The organism is Pseudomonas silensiensis (genome assembly GCF_050434865.1).
GTDB lineage: Bacteria > Pseudomonadota > Gammaproteobacteria > Pseudomonadales > Pseudomonadaceae > Aquipseudomonas > Aquipseudomonas fluorescens_W.
This window is the reverse complement of the sequence record NZ_JBNDJH010000008.1, coordinates 207,553-224,562: the sequence shown is the minus strand read 5'-3', so window position 1 is coordinate 224,562 and position 17,010 is coordinate 207,553. Positions and strand designations below refer to the sequence as shown.

16 protein-coding genes and 4 pseudogenes are annotated in these 17,010 nt (G+C 59.8%); 9 read left to right on the top strand and 11 right to left on the bottom strand.

Annotated elements, in window-relative coordinates; translation table 11 throughout:
* Positions 1–109: 109 nt before the first annotated feature.
* Both QF010_RS14395 and pdxR read right to left on the bottom strand, forming a co-directional pair.
* Positions 110–403: a putative quinol monooxygenase gene (locus QF010_RS14395; RefSeq protein WP_008150809.1), complete on the bottom strand. Its 294-nt coding sequence runs from the start codon at positions 401–403 to the stop codon at positions 110–112.
* Positions 404–526: 123 nt separating this feature from the next.
* Complete coding sequence (gene pdxR, locus QF010_RS14390) at positions 527–1,960, bottom strand: MocR-like pyridoxine biosynthesis transcription factor PdxR (protein WP_429510108.1); 1,434 nt, start codon at positions 1,958–1,960, stop codon at positions 527–529.
* 207 nt (positions 1,961–2,167) lie between these two features.
* Here pdxR and QF010_RS14385 point away from each other — a divergent pair, with 207 nt between their 5' ends.
* The 3 genes from QF010_RS14385 (at position 2,168) to QF010_RS14375 (ending at position 4,247) form a co-directional block, all read left to right on the top strand.
* The gene (locus QF010_RS14385; RefSeq protein ID WP_429510106.1) at positions 2,168–2,608 is read left to right on the top strand and encodes a carboxymuconolactone decarboxylase family protein; all 441 of its coding nucleotides are present in this window, start codon (positions 2,168–2,170) and stop codon (positions 2,606–2,608) included.
* Positions 2,609–2,695: 87 nt separating this feature from the next.
* Complete coding sequence (locus tag QF010_RS14380; RefSeq protein WP_429533365.1) at positions 2,696–3,688, top strand: LysR family transcriptional regulator; 993 nt, start codon at positions 2,696–2,698, stop codon at positions 3,686–3,688.
* A 37-nt stretch (positions 3,689–3,725) separates the two neighbouring features.
* A complete protein-coding gene (locus tag QF010_RS14375) occupies positions 3,726–4,247 on the top strand; it encodes a GNAT family N-acetyltransferase (RefSeq protein WP_033054686.1) in 522 nt (173 codons plus the stop codon).
* 1 nt (position 4,248) lies between these two features.
* On the opposite strand, the gene QF010_RS14370 is transcribed toward QF010_RS14375, so the two are convergent.
* Positions 4,249–4,941: an aspartate/glutamate racemase family protein gene (locus QF010_RS14370; RefSeq protein ID WP_429533364.1), complete on the bottom strand. Its 693-nt coding sequence runs from the start codon at positions 4,939–4,941 to the stop codon at positions 4,249–4,251.
* A 95-nt stretch (positions 4,942–5,036) separates the two neighbouring features.
* Between QF010_RS14370 and QF010_RS14365 the strand changes: the two genes are divergently transcribed.
* A complete protein-coding gene (locus QF010_RS14365) occupies positions 5,037–5,813 on the top strand; it encodes a helix-turn-helix domain-containing protein (RefSeq protein WP_429533363.1) in 777 nt (258 codons plus the stop codon).
* Between the two features lie 69 nt (positions 5,814–5,882).
* A complete protein-coding gene (locus tag QF010_RS14360; RefSeq protein ID WP_033054692.1) occupies positions 5,883–6,377 on the top strand; it encodes a hypothetical protein in 495 nt (164 codons plus the stop codon).
* Positions 6,378–6,507: 130 nt separating this feature from the next.
* Here the strand turns inward: QF010_RS14360 and QF010_RS14355 are convergent, their stop codons facing one another.
* Both QF010_RS14355 and ccoN read right to left on the bottom strand, forming a co-directional pair.
* A complete protein-coding gene (locus QF010_RS14355) occupies positions 6,508–6,729 on the bottom strand; it encodes a cbb3-type cytochrome c oxidase subunit 3 (RefSeq protein WP_429533362.1) in 222 nt (73 codons plus the stop codon).
* Between the two features lie 15 nt (positions 6,730–6,744).
* A complete protein-coding gene (gene ccoN, locus QF010_RS14350) occupies positions 6,745–8,172 on the bottom strand; it encodes a cytochrome-c oxidase, cbb3-type subunit I (RefSeq protein ID WP_033055198.1) in 1,428 nt (475 codons plus the stop codon).
* A gap of 420 nt (positions 8,173–8,592) precedes the next feature.
* Between ccoN and QF010_RS14345 the strand changes: the two genes are divergently transcribed.
* Positions 8,593–10,266, top strand: a complete 1,674-nt coding sequence (locus QF010_RS14345; RefSeq protein WP_429533361.1) for a nitrite/sulfite reductase — start codon at positions 8,593–8,595, stop codon at positions 10,264–10,266.
* On the top strand, positions 10,263–10,745 hold the full coding sequence (locus QF010_RS14340) for a DUF934 domain-containing protein (RefSeq protein ID WP_429533360.1): 483 nt from the start codon (positions 10,263–10,265) through the stop codon (positions 10,743–10,745). The genes QF010_RS14345 and QF010_RS14340 overlap by 4 nt, the downstream gene beginning before the upstream one ends.
* A 48-nt stretch (positions 10,746–10,793) precedes the next feature.
* On the opposite strand, the gene QF010_RS14335 is transcribed toward QF010_RS14340, so the two are convergent.
* On the bottom strand, positions 10,794–11,294 hold the full coding sequence (locus QF010_RS14335) for a hypothetical protein (protein ID WP_033054696.1): 501 nt from the start codon (positions 11,292–11,294) through the stop codon (positions 10,794–10,796).
* Between the two features lie 263 nt (positions 11,295–11,557).
* Here QF010_RS14335 and QF010_RS14330 point away from each other — a divergent pair, with 263 nt between their 5' ends.
* Complete coding sequence (locus QF010_RS14330) at positions 11,558–12,526, top strand: hypothetical protein (protein WP_429533359.1); 969 nt, start codon at positions 11,558–11,560, stop codon at positions 12,524–12,526.
* A gap of 229 nt (positions 12,527–12,755) precedes the next feature.
* Here the strand turns inward: QF010_RS14330 and QF010_RS14325 are convergent, their stop codons facing one another.
* The 5 genes and pseudogenes from QF010_RS14325 to QF010_RS14305 all read right to left on the bottom strand — a co-directional run bounded on the left by QF010_RS14325 (position 12,756) and on the right by QF010_RS14305 (position 16,826).
* Positions 12,756–15,107: a tetratricopeptide repeat protein gene (locus QF010_RS14325; RefSeq protein WP_429533358.1), complete on the bottom strand. Its 2,352-nt coding sequence runs from the start codon at positions 15,105–15,107 to the stop codon at positions 12,756–12,758.
* 117 nt (positions 15,108–15,224) lie between these two features.
* Positions 15,225–15,437, bottom strand: a pseudogene (locus QF010_RS14320) (hypothetical protein); the annotation flags it as partial.
* Positions 15,438–15,450: 13 nt separating this feature from the next.
* Positions 15,451–15,807: pseudogene (locus tag QF010_RS14315) on the bottom strand (DUF1254 domain-containing protein); the annotation flags it as partial.
* Positions 15,808–15,817: 10 nt separating this feature from the next.
* Positions 15,818–16,159 (bottom strand): annotated as a pseudogene (locus QF010_RS14310) (hypothetical protein); the annotation flags it as partial.
* Between the two features lie 241 nt (positions 16,160–16,400).
* Entirely contained in the window at positions 16,401–16,826 is a 426-nt protein-coding gene (locus QF010_RS14305; RefSeq protein ID WP_033054702.1) for a YciI family protein, read from the bottom strand.
* Positions 16,827–16,894: 68 nt separating this feature from the next.
* Between QF010_RS14305 and QF010_RS14300 the strand changes: the two are divergent.
* A pseudogene (locus tag QF010_RS14300) lies at positions 16,895–16,966 on the top strand (polyketide cyclase); the annotation flags it as partial.
* Positions 16,967–17,010 lie beyond the last annotated feature (44 nt).

The following is a 17,010-nucleotide window of genomic DNA, read 5'->3' as shown; positions in this document are numbered from 1 at the left end:
GGCGAGGGGACCAATCATGCGCGTTGAAAAAACAAGATCGCCGCCTCCAGCCACTCCTGCAGAGGTACCCATTGCCCTGTAGGAGTGGCCGAAGACGGCGACCTAATTTTTAAACGATAGGAAAGCTGTTGAAGTCGACGCTGTTGGCCAGACGGCTGTCGATCAGGCCGATAAAGCCTTGTACTTCAGGGCAGTTGAAATGCATTTGCATGGCCGCTTCCGATTGCCAGCGGGCGCTGACAGTCCAGCGGTTGTCGTCCTCGGGGCAGCGGTCGACCATATAGGAGTCGCAGCCCGGTAGTTCGCGCAGGGTGTCGACAATTTTTTGCAGTTGCTTGCCCAGTTCGTCCGAGCGGCCGGCGGCGGCCTGCACCTTAACGGTATTGATCACTTCGTTGGACATTGCTCACACTCCTGAATCAGGCCGGACGAATCCTGCTCATTGAGGGATAACGCTTATGCAGGATAGGCCTGCATCCCCGGACCACCAATAGCCAATCGCGGGATAAAAACGCAGACCAATCTGTCAGGCGACCTGCTGCAAGATGTCCCGCAGGCGGTCCAGGGCGATGTCGATGTCCAGGGTTTCGATGGCGCCAAAACCCAGGAAAAGCCCGGACTGCGGCGCTTGCTGATAGAAAAAGCTGTCGATGGGATACACCCCGACTTCGACTTTTTTTGCCAGCTCAATCACCAATGGAATATCGATAGACACTTTGCACATAACCACCATGTGGAACCCGGCGGTGGTCGGGACCGCCTCGAGCCACGGTGAAAGATCGCCAGCCATGCGCGCGAGGATCCGTTCGCGGCGCCCGGCGTAGATCGTATGGCAGCGCCGGATGTGCTTGAGCAGGCAACCTTCGGCGATGAACTTGGCCAGCGCCCATTGAGGCAGGGTTGAGGTGTGCAGGTCGGTGAGCTGCTTGGCGCGAATGACCGCGTCGAGAATCGCTGGCGGCAGAATCGCATAACCCAGGCGCAACTCGGGCAGCAGGGTCTTCGAAAAGGTCCCGACGTAGGCGACGATGCCGCGTTCATCCATGCTTTGCAGCGAGTCGGTAGGCCGGCCTTCGTAGCGGAATTCGCTGTCGTAATCGTCCTCGATGATGATCGCGCCCAACTCATGGGCCCGCTCCAGCAGCGCCACCCGGCGCGCCTGGCTCATCGGCATGCCGAGCGGGAACTGGTGGGACGGCGTGACGTAAATCAGCCGGGTGCCAAGGGGGATTTTGTCCACCTGAATGCCTTCGGCATCCACCGGGACGCCGATTACCGTCGCGCCGTGGGTGCCGAACAACAGGCGTGCGGGCGGATAGCCGGGGTCTTCCATGGCGACAAGGCTGCCGGGACGCGTAAGCACCCGGGAGATCAGGTCCAGTGCCTGTTGCGCGCCGTTGCACACCACCACGTCTTCGTCCTGGCAATTGACCCCGCGGGAAAACGCGATGTGCCGTGCGATCGCATTGCGCAGCGCCGGCAGGCCTTCGGGCAGACTGTAGAAACCCTTGGAAGCGGAGATCTGGCGCAAGGCATGAGCGGTGCAGCGCCGCCAGTCATCCTGGGGAAACTGGCCCTTGCTGGTGGCGCCGCCGATGAAGTCGTAGCGTAACGAGCCTTCCAGCGTCGGATGGCGCAGAAATACCGGCAGGTTGCGCCAGGACTCGATGACCTCGGCACTGGCCAACTCCGAATGGCTCTGTTTACGGGTAACTTTCGCCGGTCGGGCGTTGACGTAGGTGCCTTTGCCGATGACCCCGGTGAGGAAGTTCTCGTAGGTCAGTTGCGTGTAGGTGTCGGAAATGGTTTTGCGGGAAATGCCCAATTGTTCAGCGAGTAAACGACTGGGCGGTAGCTGTGTCCCGGCTGCCAGGCGGCCGGATTCGATGGCGCTGCGCAGTTGGTTATACAACTGGCCTGCCAGGTCCTTGCGGCCGTTGATGACAACGTGAAGTTCCATACCGGCGAAGCTCCTGGGGCGATTGAAGCGCGTGTGCGTCGGGCCAGATTACCCGCATGAGCGCCTGCGCAAAAGTTGCGTGGGCGAAAAACCTCCAATTGGTCTGGTGCCTGAGTGGTCCACGGGTATTTCGTAGAATTGGACCTGTAACGCCTGCGTATCAACGCCTACCTTGGGGGGCACACATTCGATCCACGAGGTCACTCCATGAACCCCCGACTGGACTACTACAGCGCATCGCCCAAAGCGATGAAAGCGATGATTGCCATGGAGGCCTTGACCAGCAACCTCAGCATCGAGCCGGCCTTGCTGCACTTGATCAAGATCCGTGCCTCGCAACTCAATGGCTGCGCCTTCTGCACCGACATGCACTCGGTGGATGCCCGGCGCCTGGGCGAGACTGACCGTCGGTTGTATTCGATCGTGGTCTGGCGCGACAGCGGCTTCTTCAACCCGCGAGAACGTGCGGCGCTGGCCTGGACCGAAGCCGTCACCTTGCTCTCTGAGAGCCATGTGCCAGACGAGGTCTACGCGCAGGCGCGGGAGCAGTTCAGCGAAGGCGAGATGGTCGACCTGACCATCGCCGTCACCACGATCAACAGCTGGAATCGCCTGGCGGTGAGCTTCCGGCAAACCCCCGGAGGCTGAATCGATTTTCTGCCCTGAGCGTCACATCAGGTTCATAAACCCTGCGCAGGATGAAGCTTTCAAGGACAGATCGACAGGGAGTCAGCGATGCCATTCATGGAAACCACAGGTCATCAGCAAGTTGCCAAGTACCGCTCACCCGTAGAAAAAACTTCACCCTGGCGCACACTGGCGGCAGGGATCGATCCGGTGTTGGCGCAGTCTTTTCGGGTGAGTGCCCGTTGCGGCTGTTTCATGCAGGCAGCCCGCAGTCTCAATATCAAGGCCACCCAACTGCGCAAACAATTGGCGCAACTTGAAGCGCACCTGCAGTGTTCGCTGTTCAGCCACTCAGAGAATGGTGTGGCCCTCAGTCGTGACGGATTGCAGCTGCAATCGCAGTTGATTGCCCTGGCCCACGAGCGCGACTTGCCGGTGATCGAACAACCGTTGATTCGCCTGGCCGTCGCCGAATCGATCCTGCATGACATTCTCGGTCGCGATCTGGTGGCTCTGTTGCGGCGCAACGCCAGCGTGCGCCTGGACATCATCACCCTGGACAGCGAACTCTCCCTGCAAGCGGTCAGTGCCGATGTGGTGCTGTGGCTGGCCGGCACCGACTCACTGCTGCCGGGCCCGAGTTTTGCTGTCAGCGAGCCCCGGTGTCTGGCACGGCTCGACTACCTGCCCCACATCGCCAAACGTTATTCACGGGTCGCATCCCGCCCTGACAACCTCGATGACCTGGCGGATTTCCTGCTGGTGCAATGGCAGCATGACCGTCAGGTCGACTGTTTTCGGCCATGGAATACCCTAGTGGACCAGCGTCTGGCTGGGGTGGTGCAGTTGCATTCCTATCAGCTGATGCTGGAGATGATCCGTTGCAGCGCCTGCATTGGCCTGCTGCCCGGCTACATCAGCCGCTTCGACCGCGGCCTGATTGAATTGCCGGGGCTGTTCGGTCAACCGATGCAGCGTCAGGTGTGGATGGCGGTCAATGCCGAGTCCGAGGGGGCAGCGCAAGTGCAGATGATCGTCGAGTTGATTCAGAACACCTTCGAAGAGCGACGGGAGTGGTTCGAACAACCTGCGGCGGTATAGAGTGGGCGGCCATGTCTGTCTCAAGGATGAATCACCCATGCCCGCCACTGACGCTGTCATTTCCCTCGAACGTTTCAACGAATCCCACATCGACGGCATTACCGCGCTCTACAACGACCCGGCCATTACCCGTCAGGTGCTGCAAATGCCATTTCAGTCCGCGGAAGTCTGGCGCAAGCGCCTGGCGCCCGACAACGAGCGCGTGGTGCAGCTGGTAGCGCTGCATCAAGGGACGGTCATCGGCAATATTGGCCTCGAACAGTTTTCACGGATCCGCCGCAGCCATGCCGGCAATCTTGGCATGGGCGTCGCGGTGGCCTGGCAGGGCAAGGGCGTCGGCTCGAAGCTGTTGGCGGCGGCGCTGGACGTCGCCGACAACTGGATGAATCTGCAACGGGTCGAGCTTTCGGTCTACGCCGACAACGAAGCCGCCATCGGGCTCTACCGCAAATTCGGCTTCGACACCGAAGGGCTGTTTCGCGACTACGCCGTGCGTGACGGCGCGCTGGTGGATGCCTTGAGCATGGCGCGTCTGCGTCGCACACCCAAGGCCGGTTGAGTCACTCGCCCAAGGCGAACGCCACCGCCGCTTGAGCATGCAGTTCGGTGGTGTCGAGCAAGGGCAGGGCGCTGTGCTCGGGTTTGATCAGCAAGCCGATTTCCGTACAACCGAGGATGATGGCCTGGGCGCCGCGTCGGGTCAGCGATTCGATGACCTGCTGATAGACCTTGCGTGACGCCTCGCGGATCACCCCGACACACAACTCGTCATAGATGATCCGGTGGACGGCCTGACGTTCATCGGCCTCCGGCACCAGTACGGTCAGCCCCATCGAAATCAGGCGTTCCTTGAGGAAGTCCTGCTCCATGGTGAACGCTGTGCCGAGCAATCCAATCTTCAGCGCGCCAGCCTCGACGGCAGCCTGACCGACAGGGTCGGCGATGTGCAGGAATGGAATGTCGATTGCTGCCTGAATCTGCCTGGCCACTTTGTGCATGGTGTTGGTGCACAGCACCACGCAATCGGCACCACCCGCCTGCAACCGTTGCGCCGCGTCCACCAGAATCGCCGCGGCATCGTCCCAGCGCCCGGCATGCTGGGCCTGTTCGACAGGGCCAAAGTCGACGCTGTACATTAGCATTTTCGCCGAACGCAACGGCCCGAGCCGGTCGCGTACCTGCTGATTGATGAGACGGTAATATTCGGCGCTGGACTCCCAGCTCATACCGCCGATAAGGCCGATGGTGCGCATGTCGTGCTCCTGTTGATGGCAACCCTTTGTTTTTGAGCATGCCCTTATTTGAGAGTACCCGTGGCTCTTCATCGCGATCTATCAGGAAATTTCACATGCCAACGGTACTGAGCCAGGAGCTGTTGGGCGGCAGACTCTGCTTACAGCTTTTGCCTCGGGCGGCTTACAGCGCGCGTGACCCAGTGCAGTGGCAAACCCTTGGGGTAACACTGGAACGTCAACAAGGCGTGCACGCCATCGATTCGGATCACCGGGTGGATTTCGATACGTTGCCTGGCGTGCTGGCTTACACCCCGGTCGGCGTGGAAGTGTTTTCCGAATCGGCCAGCGGTGGCGAATACCTGCTGATGCGTCTGAACCAGCCGCTGGCCGATCAGCATTTACCCGCGGTTGACCACCGTGTGCAGTCTTCAGGTAATCGCCGCGCGCTGATGCTGGGCCGGGAACTGCGGCGTCTGTTGCTCGCTCCGCAACCGGACAGGCTGGCGCTTGAGCAAAGGGCGGTGGAGTTCGTTGGTTTGATGAACCCGAAGGCCAGTACCGCGCAACGTGTCACGCCCAGGGTTTTCACCCAAGTGCTTGATCAGATCGCCGAGCAGTTCCACGAACCCCTGACCCTTGAACAATTGGCCGCCACCTACGGGCAAAACGAGCTGCGCTTTCTGCGCGACTTCACCCGGGCCATCGGCCTGACACCCCACGCTTATCTCGTTGAAGTGCGGCTTCAGGCGGCACGCCGGATGATTGAACACACCGACCTGTCCCTGGCCGACATCGCCCTGGACGCCGGCTTCGCCCATCAGTCCCACATGGGCAGTGCCTTTCGCAAATACCTGGCCATGACCCCCAGCCAATACCGTTCACGCTTTTAGTCGTACGCTGGCCGCTTGCATCTGCCATGCTCAAAGTCCGCAGCACCGCTTCAACAAAGGAACACCGCAATGGACGACGTACAGCAACTGGGTGAGATGCTTCGCCATTACGCAGAAAGCGAAGCGCACAAGAAACAACTGTTCGAGTCGCAATCGGCCGTGTGGGCGACGCGCATTGGTGAGCTGTTCGATCAGATCCAGCAATGGCTGGAACCGGTCCAGGCGCCGAATCTGCTGGAGGTGAGTCGCGAGGCGTATGTCGCCTCGGGGCCGAGCGTTCCGGTCGAAACGTCGACCTTCAAGACCGAGAAACTGACGATTGTGATTGCCGGTAAACCGGTGGAGTTTGTGCCGGATGTGATGGGTGCCGGTGGTCAGATTTCACTGGCCGTGATGGGCCTGACGGCCGCGCGCTATGGCAGCATTTCGCTGGTGTGCCTGCCGCCGTCCAGTAGCTGGCAATGGCGCAAGACCAACGGCTTGAAAGACCCGGATACCTTTGCGTTCGATGCGAACTTTTTGGCGCAGCAGTTGCAGAGCCTGATTCCCCGCGAGCGTAGCTGATCCCCCTGACCTGACACACAACCCTGTGGGAGTGAGCCTGCTCGCGATGGCGGTGTATCAGTCAACATTGACGTCGACTGATACACCGCCATCGCGAGCAGGCTCACTCCCACAGTGGTTTAGTGGTGTATCAGATTTCCAGGTTGCCCCAACCCGGTTTCGCTTCTTCAGGCGCAACGGCTTTCACGGTCTTGCCCGTCGCCAATTCCACCCGCCGCGCCACCTCCGGGTCATCGGCAAACGGAATCAAACTGGCTTCATCCAGGCTCTCCGCCGTCTGGTGTTTCAGGCAGTATTCAACCGCCAGCCAAAGCGCCAGCACACCCAACACATTCAGCACGACCTCAATCATCTCAGCCCCCTTGCCTCAGGCAATCTGCGCGTCGCGTTCGGCCATTTCGACGTCCGAAACCCGCACCGTGCGCCAGACGTTGTAAGCCATCAGCAACATGCCGCTAAGGAAGAACACCCCACCGACAAAGCGCACTACAAATCCCGGATGGCTGGCCTGCAAGGCTTCGACGAACGAGTAGGTCAGCGTGCCGTCATCGTTGATCGCGCGCCACATCAGGCCCTGGGTGATGCCGTTGACCCACATCGAGGCGATGTACAGCACGGTGCCGATGGTCGCCAGCCAGAAGTGCAGGTTGATCAGTGGTGTGCTGTACATCTGCTCGCGGCCGAAGACTTTCGGGATCATGTGGTACAGCGAGCCGAAGGTGATCATTGCCACCCAGCCCAGAGCGCCGGCGTGCACGTGGCCGATGGTCCAGTCGGTGTAGTGGGAGAGGGCGTTGACCGTCTTGATGGCCATCATCGGCCCTTCGAAGGTCGACATGCCGTAGAAGGCCAGGGACAACACCAAAAAGCGCAGGATCGGGTCGCTGCGCAATTTATGCCAGGCCCCCGACAGCGTCATCATCCCGTTGATCATCCCGCCCCAGCTCGGTGCCAGCAGGATCAGCGACATGGCCATGCCGAGCGACTGCGCCCAGTCCGGTAGCGCGGTGTAATGCAAGTGGTGCGGGCCGGCCCAGATGTACAGGGTGATCAGCGCCCAGAAGTGCACGATCGACAACCGATAGGAATACACCGGCCTTCCGACCTGTTTCGGCACGAAGTAATACATCATCCCGAGGAACCCGGTGGTCAGGAAGAAACCCACCGCGTTGTGCCCATACCACCACTGCACCATGGCGTCGGTCGCCCCGGAATACACCGGATAGGACTTGAACCAGTCCACAGGAATCGCCAGGTGATTGACCACGTGCAGCATCGCGATGACCACGATGAACGCGCCGAAGAACCAGTTGCCGACGTAGATGTGCTTGGTCTTGCGCTGCACCACGGTGGTGAAAAACACGATGGCGTAGGCGACCCAGACCACGGTCATCCATACCGCGCCGGAGAATTCGATCTCGGCGTATTCCTTGGTGGTGGTGTAGCCCAGCGGCAGGCTGATCAGCATCACCACGATCACCGACTGCCAGCCCCAAAAGGTGAATGCCGCGAGCTTGTCCGAAAACAGCCGCACCTGGCAGGTACGCTGCACCGCGTAGTAACTGGCGGCAAATTGCGCGCTGCCGGCAAAGCCGAAAATCACCAGGCTGGTGTGCAGCGGGCGCAAGCGGCCGAAGGTGGTCCATGGCAGGTCGAGGTTCATCTGCGGCCACACCAGTTGCGAGGCGATCCACACCCCCATCGCCATCCCCACGACACCCCAAACCACGGTTGCCACGACGAATTGGCGGACGACCTTGTAGTTATAGGCCTGTCCGATTGTTGCTGTGCTCATGGTCAATGCTTCCACGGTTGCAAAGTCTTGCCAGGCCACCCGGACTGGCATGTCGCCCACTGTAGAAACCCCACCGGAAACAAAACAGACTCAGAAAAACCGAGTTTATGCGGATCAGATTTGAGGTAACTCTGCGGCCGTTTGCCACAACCTGATACGGTTTTTTAGCGTTCAGGTGAATCTGTAACGCGCTGCGCCGCAGGTCCATAGTCGCTACCACAAGCACTGCCAAACCCTGTAGCAGCTGTCGAGCACCGCGAGGCTGCGTTCGGCTGCGAAGCAGTCGTCAAACCAAGCGACTCGGTCTGTCAGGTGAACCGTGTGCACAGGGTTTACGACTGCTACGTCCGAACGCAGCCTCGCGGTGCTCGACAGCTGCTACAGGGCAGAGCGTGCGATCAATCCTGATGAGGTAGCCACATGTATCAGTACGATGACTATGACCGGGCCCTGGTCTTTGAGCGGGTCGCGCAGTTTCGCGATCAGGTCGAACGCTTCATGGCGGATGAGTTGAGCGAAGAAGAATTCCTGCCGCTGCGTTTGCAAAACGGCCTGTACATGCAAAAACACGCCTACATGCTGCGCGTGGCGATTCCTTACGGCACGTTAAGCGCGCCGCAAATGCGCACGCTGGCGAGCATCGCCCGGGATTACGATCGCGGCTACGGCCACTTCACCACCCGGCAGAACATGCAGTTCAACTGGATCGAACTGGCTCAGGTGCCGGACATCCTCGAACGCCTGGCACAAGTGGAAATGCACGCGATCCAGACCTCCGGCAACTGCGTGCGCAACATCACTACCGAAGCTTTTGCCGGGGTGGCGGCGGATGAAATGATCGACCCGCGGCCGCTGGCGGAAATCTTGCGCCAATGGTCGACCATCAACCCGGAATTCCTGTTCCTGCCGCGCAAGTTCAAGATCGCCATCTGCTCAGCGGAACAGGACCGGGCAGCGATCATGATGCATGACATCGGCCTCTATCTTTACCCGGGCACCGACGGACAGATGTTGCTGCGGGTCATCGTCGGCGGCGGGTTGGGGCGCACGCCAATCCTCGGGTTGCAGATTCGCGAAGGGTTGCCGTGGCAGCATTTGCTGTCCTACGTCGAAGCGGTGCTGCGGGTCTACAACCGCCACGGTCGGCGCGACAACAAATACAAGGCGCGGATCAAGATTCTGGTCAAGGCGCTGGGCATCGAAGCCTTTGCCCGGGAAGTGGAGGAGGAGTGGCAGTACCTCAAGGACGGCCCGGCGCAGTTGACTGACGTCGAATATGAGCGCGTGGCCAGTGCCTTTGTGCCGCCGGATTACCGCGCTCTGGCGGACACCAACCTCGACTTCGGCACGCGCCTGTCCGAAAACCCGGCCTTCGCCCGTTGGGTGTCGCGCAACGTCCAGCCGCACAAAGTGCCGGGCTACGCCAGCGTGGTGCTGTCGACCAAACCGGGCATCGTCTCACCGCCGGGTGATGTCACGGCCGAGCAAATGGAGGCCGTGGCCGACTGGTCCGAGCAGTTCGGTTTTGGCGAAATTCGCATCGCCCATGAACAGAACATTGTGTTGCCCGACGTGCCGAAGGCTGATCTCTACACGCTCTGGTGCCTGGCCTGCAAACAGGGCCTGGGTTGCGCCAACATCGGTTTGCTGACCGACATCATCGCCTGCCCCGGTGGCGACTTCTGCGCGCTGGCCAATGCCAAGTCGATCCCCATCGCACAAGCCATTCAGGCACGCTTCGAAGACCTCGACTATCTGCATGACCTGGGCGACATCAGCCTGAACATCTCCGGCTGCATGAACGCCTGCGGCCACCACCACATCGGCAACATCGGCATTCTTGGGGTCGATAAGAACGGCAGCGAGTGGTACCAGATCACCCTCGGCGGGGCTCAGGGCAAGAGCAGCGCATTGGGCAAAGTCATCGGCCCGTCCTTCAGCGCCGCCGAAGTGCCCGGGGTGATCGAGCAGATCATCGCCACGTTCGTCAATTACCGCGAGAGCGAGGAGGTGTTCGTCGACACCTTGCAGCGTATCGGTCTGGAACCCTTCAAAGAGCAGGTCTATTCGAAGCTGCTGGAGGTGTCGGCATGAACAATGTGCTGCGGCTGGAGGAGGGTGTGGCGCGGATTGTCACTGATGATCCATGGACCCTGGTCAGGGACGTCAACGATGAATGGCCGACGGGTGCAGTGATTCTGCCGTTGGCCCGCTGGCTTGAAGGTCCACCGCAAAAGGGCGTGTGGTTGGGGCCGGACGATGAAGTGGAAAGCCTCAAGCCGTGGCTTTCACACCTGCCGCTGATTGCCCTCGATTTTCCGAGTTTCCGTGACGGTCGCGGTTACAGCCAGGCGTACTTGCTGCGCACTCGATTGGGCTGGACGGGCGAGTTGCGTGCTGTCGGCGACGTCCTGCGCGATCAACTCAGCCACATGCGTCAATGCGGGTTCGACAGCTTCGCGGTGCGCGAAGACAAGTCCGCCGAAGATGCGCTCAAGGGGCTGGCCGGGATGAGTGTTTTGTATGGGCGTTCGGTGATTGAGCCGCGACCGTTGTTCAGGCGACGGGAGTAACCCCGGTGAGGATGGCGCATCCTGTAGAGCAGGATGCGCCGAGCGCTGTCAGTTGATACGGACCAGAGCAGCTCGATCGCTTGGAGAAAGCTGATCAATTTCGAGCAGTGTCAGGCTCTTTGGCGCTTCACCAGGCAGTGGGCTGCCGAAATTGCCCGCAGCGTCGGCGGGAAGTTTGTACATCGCGCCCGTGAGTGGATCGACAACGAGCATGCCAATCAACCCACCGAACAACAGATTGCCCCAGTACCAGCCACTCATGCTGGTTTCCAGCGTAGCGCTGGTGTCGGCATAACCTGCTTTCTTGAAGGTGATGGTGTAGGCCTCACCTTTGAAGTAGCCACGACCTGAAGGCAGGGTAACGGTATTGGGTGTGGAACCGTTATGAACGACAACTCCGTCCTTGTTCTTGATGGTGAAGTCGGCACCGCTTGGAGTGCTCGAAACGTTCACTGGGTATTTGCTGTCACCAACGATGCTTGCACAGCCCGAAGTCAGCAGTGTGGCGGTCAGGGCGGTAACGGTGAACAGCGTGCGGAGAGCTTTCATTGATGATCCTTGAGACCGGGATTTGCCGTCATTGGCCGAGGTACGCTTCATGTGGCCTCGATGTGACTATTGGGGGCTGACTGCCCGGCGCGGACTCTAGCACTAATAGCAGTGAGCCATCATTCGGAATTTAAATTAATTCGGTTTAGCCGCACGCCTTGGGAAATGTTGTGTGGAGGTGCAAGGCATTTGTACTTGGGTCGATGATGGCACTTTGGTAGAGTCCGCACCTCACAAGGAAGTCGTACCGAAAGGAGTCTGGTTTGAGTGTGGGCAAGAAGATTTTAGGGTTAACCGCGTTTCTGCTGATGTTGACCCTGTGGGGCGGTTACTTTTATGTGTTCCAGGAGAACCGCGGCGGTCAGTTGGGTGGCGCGTTCGACAGTTACGCCTGGTGCGGCACGCCACCGGCCGCTGATGTGCTGTCGCTGGGCAAGGATCAGCTGACCCTGCGCATCACCAACAACCTGCGTGGCGAGTTCATGCTCAGCGGCGCGGTGATTGTTTCCGAGCGCACTTTCAACCGCTACGACCTGGGCCGAAACGAGCTGCGCCTGCGCCTGGAACCGCTGCAATGGTCCTACGGCGCCACGCCGATTTTCCTCGAACAGGTCAGGATCAAACCCCTGAGCCGTAACCTCGCTTCTGACAACAAAAGTGCCTACGCGGAGCTCGAGCCGCGACCGATTGGCGTGCAGGGGCGCGCCACCGAGTTCCCCTTCGACACCTACCGCTATGGCTACAAACCGGTGCTGTATTACCTCAAGGGCAATGAGCGCATCGACCTGCGCTTTCGCCACATCACCACGGTGATGGAGATGTCGAACACCTTTACGCCCATTCAGAAGTACAACCGGGCCGAGTACATCAATGAGAAAAACGCGTTGGTGCGCGAGGAAGACTACAAACCCTTCACCTCCCATGAATGCGCGTTCAGCGTCGAGCGCAAAGGCTCATTCAAGGTGATCGTCTTGCTGTTGCTGCTGGTGATTTGCCTGCCGCTGATGCACGTGTTTTATCGCGACGAGCCGGGCATCGATTTTCTCGCCACGCTGGTGAGTATCGGGGCGATCCGGATATTGCTGGTGGGGCCGTTGCAGGACTTTCAGCTGTACAACATCGACTTCCTGTTTGGCGCGGCGATTTTGCTGGTGGGGACGGTGTCGCTGATCAAGGCGATGCGGGCGAACAGTCGGCGGGCGTTGGCGTTGAAGAGCGGGTCGTCATGGTGAAGATGAGGGGTGTCATTTAGATCCACCCCCTCACCCTAACCCTCCCGAAACGTCGGACCGCCCCAGGGGGTAGAGGGGACTGACCGAGGTGTTTTTTAGAGTTACATCGACCTGAAATTTCGAGTCGACCTCAGGTTTTGAAAGGCTTGAAGATCGGCTCCCTTTCCCCTCGCCCCCATGGGGAGAGGGCGGGGGGTGAGGGGTGGATTTCAAGGATGCACACCATCAATTACTTCAACGCCGGATCCCCCCTGTTCATTTTCTTCCAGCCCTGCAACAGCACCTGCGCCTTCGGCTCCTGCCCGTTGTCCAGGTAGTACTGGATCAACGACAACCGGGCATTGCGATTGGCCGGCTGCACTTTTAACAGCCGCTCCAGCTCTTGGCAGGCCTCATCGACCTTGCCGCTGTCGTGCAACGCCACCGCCAACACGTAACCGTACTGGGCATTCTGAGGCTCCAGTTGCGCGGCCTTGCGCAGGGCCGGCATGGCCTGGGCTGATTTGCCCGCGCGCACCAGCGACAGGCCTTGAGTGTGTTGCAGCAGGGCGGCATCCGGATGTTCTTTCAGGCTCTGGGCCAGCAGCGTCTGAGCTTCCTGACTGCGTCCGTTCGCCTCCAGCCACTGCACCAGTGTCACCAGCGCCGGGTAGAAATCCGGATCGCGTTTGAGGGCGGTGCGCAGCAGCGCTTCGACTTCGCCGCTACGACCGCTGGCTTGATAGAGCATGGCCAGGTTGAGGTTGGCTTCGGCGCGTTCGTCCAGGTTCTTCTGGACGTCCTCGTATTCGGCGATGGCCGTGTTCCAGTTGTCCTGGGCGCTGCCCAATCCATTACGGGCCACGCTCAGCAGATCCCGGGCCGCAGCAATCCGCACAGCCTTCACTGGGTCACCCAGCAACGTCGTCAGCAGCGACGCGCGCTCCGGTGGCGGCAGGAACGCGCTGATCGCCCGGACGGCGCTTTCACGCACTTGCGGGGCCGGGTTGTTCAAGTCCTGGGTGGCGAGTTTTAAAGCTTGTTCGCTTGGGTACAGCGGCAACTCGGCCAGCAGGGTCGCGCGCTGAATCGCTGGCAAATGGCTAAGTTGAAGCTGCTCGTACAAGGCTTGTGCCGCGCCGGGCTGACCGTTGCGAATCAGCCACAGGCTTTCGTCGTAACGCGGTGCCTGCGCGGTGGTAGTGTTCCAGAGCTTGAATTGCTCGGTGACCTTGTCGCCCGCCTTGCCCTGGTGACAGGTCAGGCAAGCATCCGGCGTGCCGAGTTGTTTCGCCCGCTCAGGGTTGGGGATGCTGAAACTGTGGTCATGCCTGAAGTCATTGCCCATGTAGAGCTTGCCGGGCATGTGGCAATCCACGCACTGCGAACCCGGCTGGCCCATGGTGTGGCGCGTGTGTTCGATGGAATCGTAGTTCTTCGCTTGCAGCCCTTTGCCGTCGACGCCGTCCATTGACGTCTTGCCGGCGGTGTTGTGGCATTGCAGGCAGACACCGTTGCCCGGTGCCTTCAGCTCGGTGCTGTGCGGGTTGTGGCAGTTGCTGCAGCGCACGCCCTTGTCGAACATTTTGCTCTGGGCGAAGGAGCCGTGTTCGAACACTTCACCCTTGATCTTGCCGTCCAGCGCGTACAACTCGCGGGTCAGGGGGCTCGGCAGGTAGTCATCCATCAGGCGCTTGCCGGCGGTGAAGCCGTCGCCCAATGGCGCGCGGCGCGAGTGGCAGCGGGCACAGGTTTCGATTTCGACGGTGGCGTTCTTGTCCTTCAGGTCGACGGCAAAACCGGCATGGACCAGGTCACCTTTTTTTGCCGTCCATGCCAGGTGATTGGAGGCCGGGCCGTGGCACGCCTGACAGCCGACACCGAGGCTGTTCCAGTGACTGTCGAAGGTGTTTTTCGCGGTATCGAAATTGCGCTTGTAACCGGTGGTGTGGCACTCGACGCACATGAAGTTGGCGTTCTGGCTCGGCTTGCTCCAGTGCAACGGGTCTTTGAAGTTCACACCCTGGCCCGGATAGAGGTGAAACCAGCGGTGCTTCTCGGTATCCCAGGCCACGCCGAGGGCTTGCAACCGACCTTCGCCGACCTCGATCAGGTATTGCTGCAACGGCGCGATGCCGAAGGTGTAGGCGACCTTGAAGTCGGTATTCTTGCCATCAATGCCGGGGGTGTTGACCCAGAATTCGTCGCCCTTGCGCGAGAAACGGGTGGTTTCGTTTTCCGCTTTGAAGGTGACGTTTTTGAAGTCGCCCAACATCGTCTCGGCATTGGCCTCCTGCATCGCCAATTGGTGATGGGAGCCTTGCCAGTCCTTGACCTGCTCACTGTGGCAGCCCTGGCATTGTTGCTCATCAACCATCGTTGCCGGCACCACGGCAACCGGTTGCGGTTTGACCGGCTGAGCGACCGGTGTACTGACAGGCGCATACGTCATGGGGGCCGGTGTGCTGCTGAACAGAAACCAGCCGATGCCCGCGACGGCCGATAGCAAGACGCCGAGGGTGACGGGAAACAGGTAACGGCTGATCAAGGTCGGTGGCGAATCAGGGGGTGTCTGTACCGCTTTATTTTTATGTTTCGGCATTGCGACTTCCATAGTCCGGGTGCGTTTGCCGTCAGGCGCGCATTCAAGCTCGACGCAGCTTTGCCGGAAGGCCGGCGTCTGTCAAATGAGGTTGTGATCCACTGCGCAGGCGCTGTATCACTCCCCGACAAACCACCGGAAATACGGATTCCCCCCATCCCCGCGCATCACCTCGCGAATCTCCCTGGCCCACGCGTCGCGGTCACCGTCATAAGCATGCAGACTCGCCCGATAAAACTGCATCAGGCGTTGCTCGTGTGCGTTCATCCGTTCGTTGAAGCCCGCATCGGCATTCACCAGCGGTGGCGCTATGCGCAGGTCCAGCAAGGCGCACCTTGCGGTCGGTTTCATTCAAGTCGACGAAGCCAAGGATGTACGGCGTGGTGGCGTTGGCGGTGATCACGCCCAGTTTGTCTTCGTAACTGTTGAGCACCATCAGGTCGCCGCTGCGGGCGCCGAGTTTGTCGCGAAACTCTGCCTGCCATTGCGCGTAGGACACCAGCGGCAACGCCCACAGATAACTCTGGGTCGCCTGCTGGAAATCCAGCTCGGCGTAGAGTTTGGCTATGGACTCATGGGCCGGCAGTTCGCCTTCCATCGCGATCTTGCCGATCCGCGTATCCGGATCCTGGGCGCCGACACCGCAACTGACGAACATGGTCATCAAACTGAAACCGGCTGCGCGAATTGCACCGTGCATAAGAAAGTCCTTATTTGCCAAACGTGACATTGATCCCGGCGAACAGCGTGAACTGCGGCAGGCCATCGCCTTTGCGTTCCACGGTCCACTGAGGTTCGACGAATGCATTGAGGATATTGGAACCGGATTTCCAGACCTTGCCGCCACCGAACCCGATGGGGATGTAGTGGGTGTCGTTTTTCAGGTCGAACGTCCAGGTGCCGGTGCCCAGTTCGTCCTGATCGGCGGTGGGTGCAGTGATCTGCGGACCGATGCCCAGCTGCACACCGTCAGTCTTGAGCAAGAAGATGTCGAAAATGTTCAGATCACCTACACCGGTGCTGTATCCCCCGTTCCTTCGTGGCTCATTGGACGACTCGGCACTTCTCGGCCGTTACTGCGAAATCTCTTTCCTATCAAGCCTGTAGGACACGTCTGTTGAAACTAGCAGCTAACTCGGGGTTCGCCAGTCGAAGCGGGGGACTCTTTGGTTTTTTGTACACGTTTGTGGGGATTTATGTGTACTAAAAAGTTAATACGAAACAGAGGGTTGAAATAGATGGACGGCTAGATGTGGCGAGAGGGCAAGCCCTTTCGCCACAATGATCCGTTATTCAGTGCTTCTTCATCTGCTCACGCACCCGCTCTTCCTGCTCCCGCAATTGCGGTGTGAACTCGTCTCCGAAATCTTCAGCCTCGAACACCTGGCGAATCTCAATCTCGGCGTCGGTGCCTGGCATCGGGTTGGGGCAGCGCTTGACCCACTCGATTGCTTCCTGTTTCGACTTCACGTTCCATAGCCAATAGCCGGCGATCAGCTCCTTGGTTTCGGCGAACGGGCCGTCGATCACCGTGCGCTTTTCACCCGAGAAACGTACGCGGGCGCCTTTGCTGCTGGGTTGCAGGCCATCGCACTCGATGAGGATGCCGGCTTTGACCAGTTCCTCGTTGTAGTTGCCCATTGCGGTCATCAGTTCCTCGCTGGGCATCACACCAGCCTCGGAATCCTGGCTGGCTTTCACAATGATCATGAATCGCATGGTCTTATCTCCGCTGGATGTGAGTGACTCACAGCCTAGTCGAATGGCCGTCGCTTGAATCGACAACGCTGGCTGCCTTTCGTCATGAACACCGGGTGGCGGCCGGTGAGGGCGGTACGCTGTACACCGACCGCATCTCTCGCTCCTGCGGGATTCCGGTTGTATCCAATGTGTGCGACGAGAC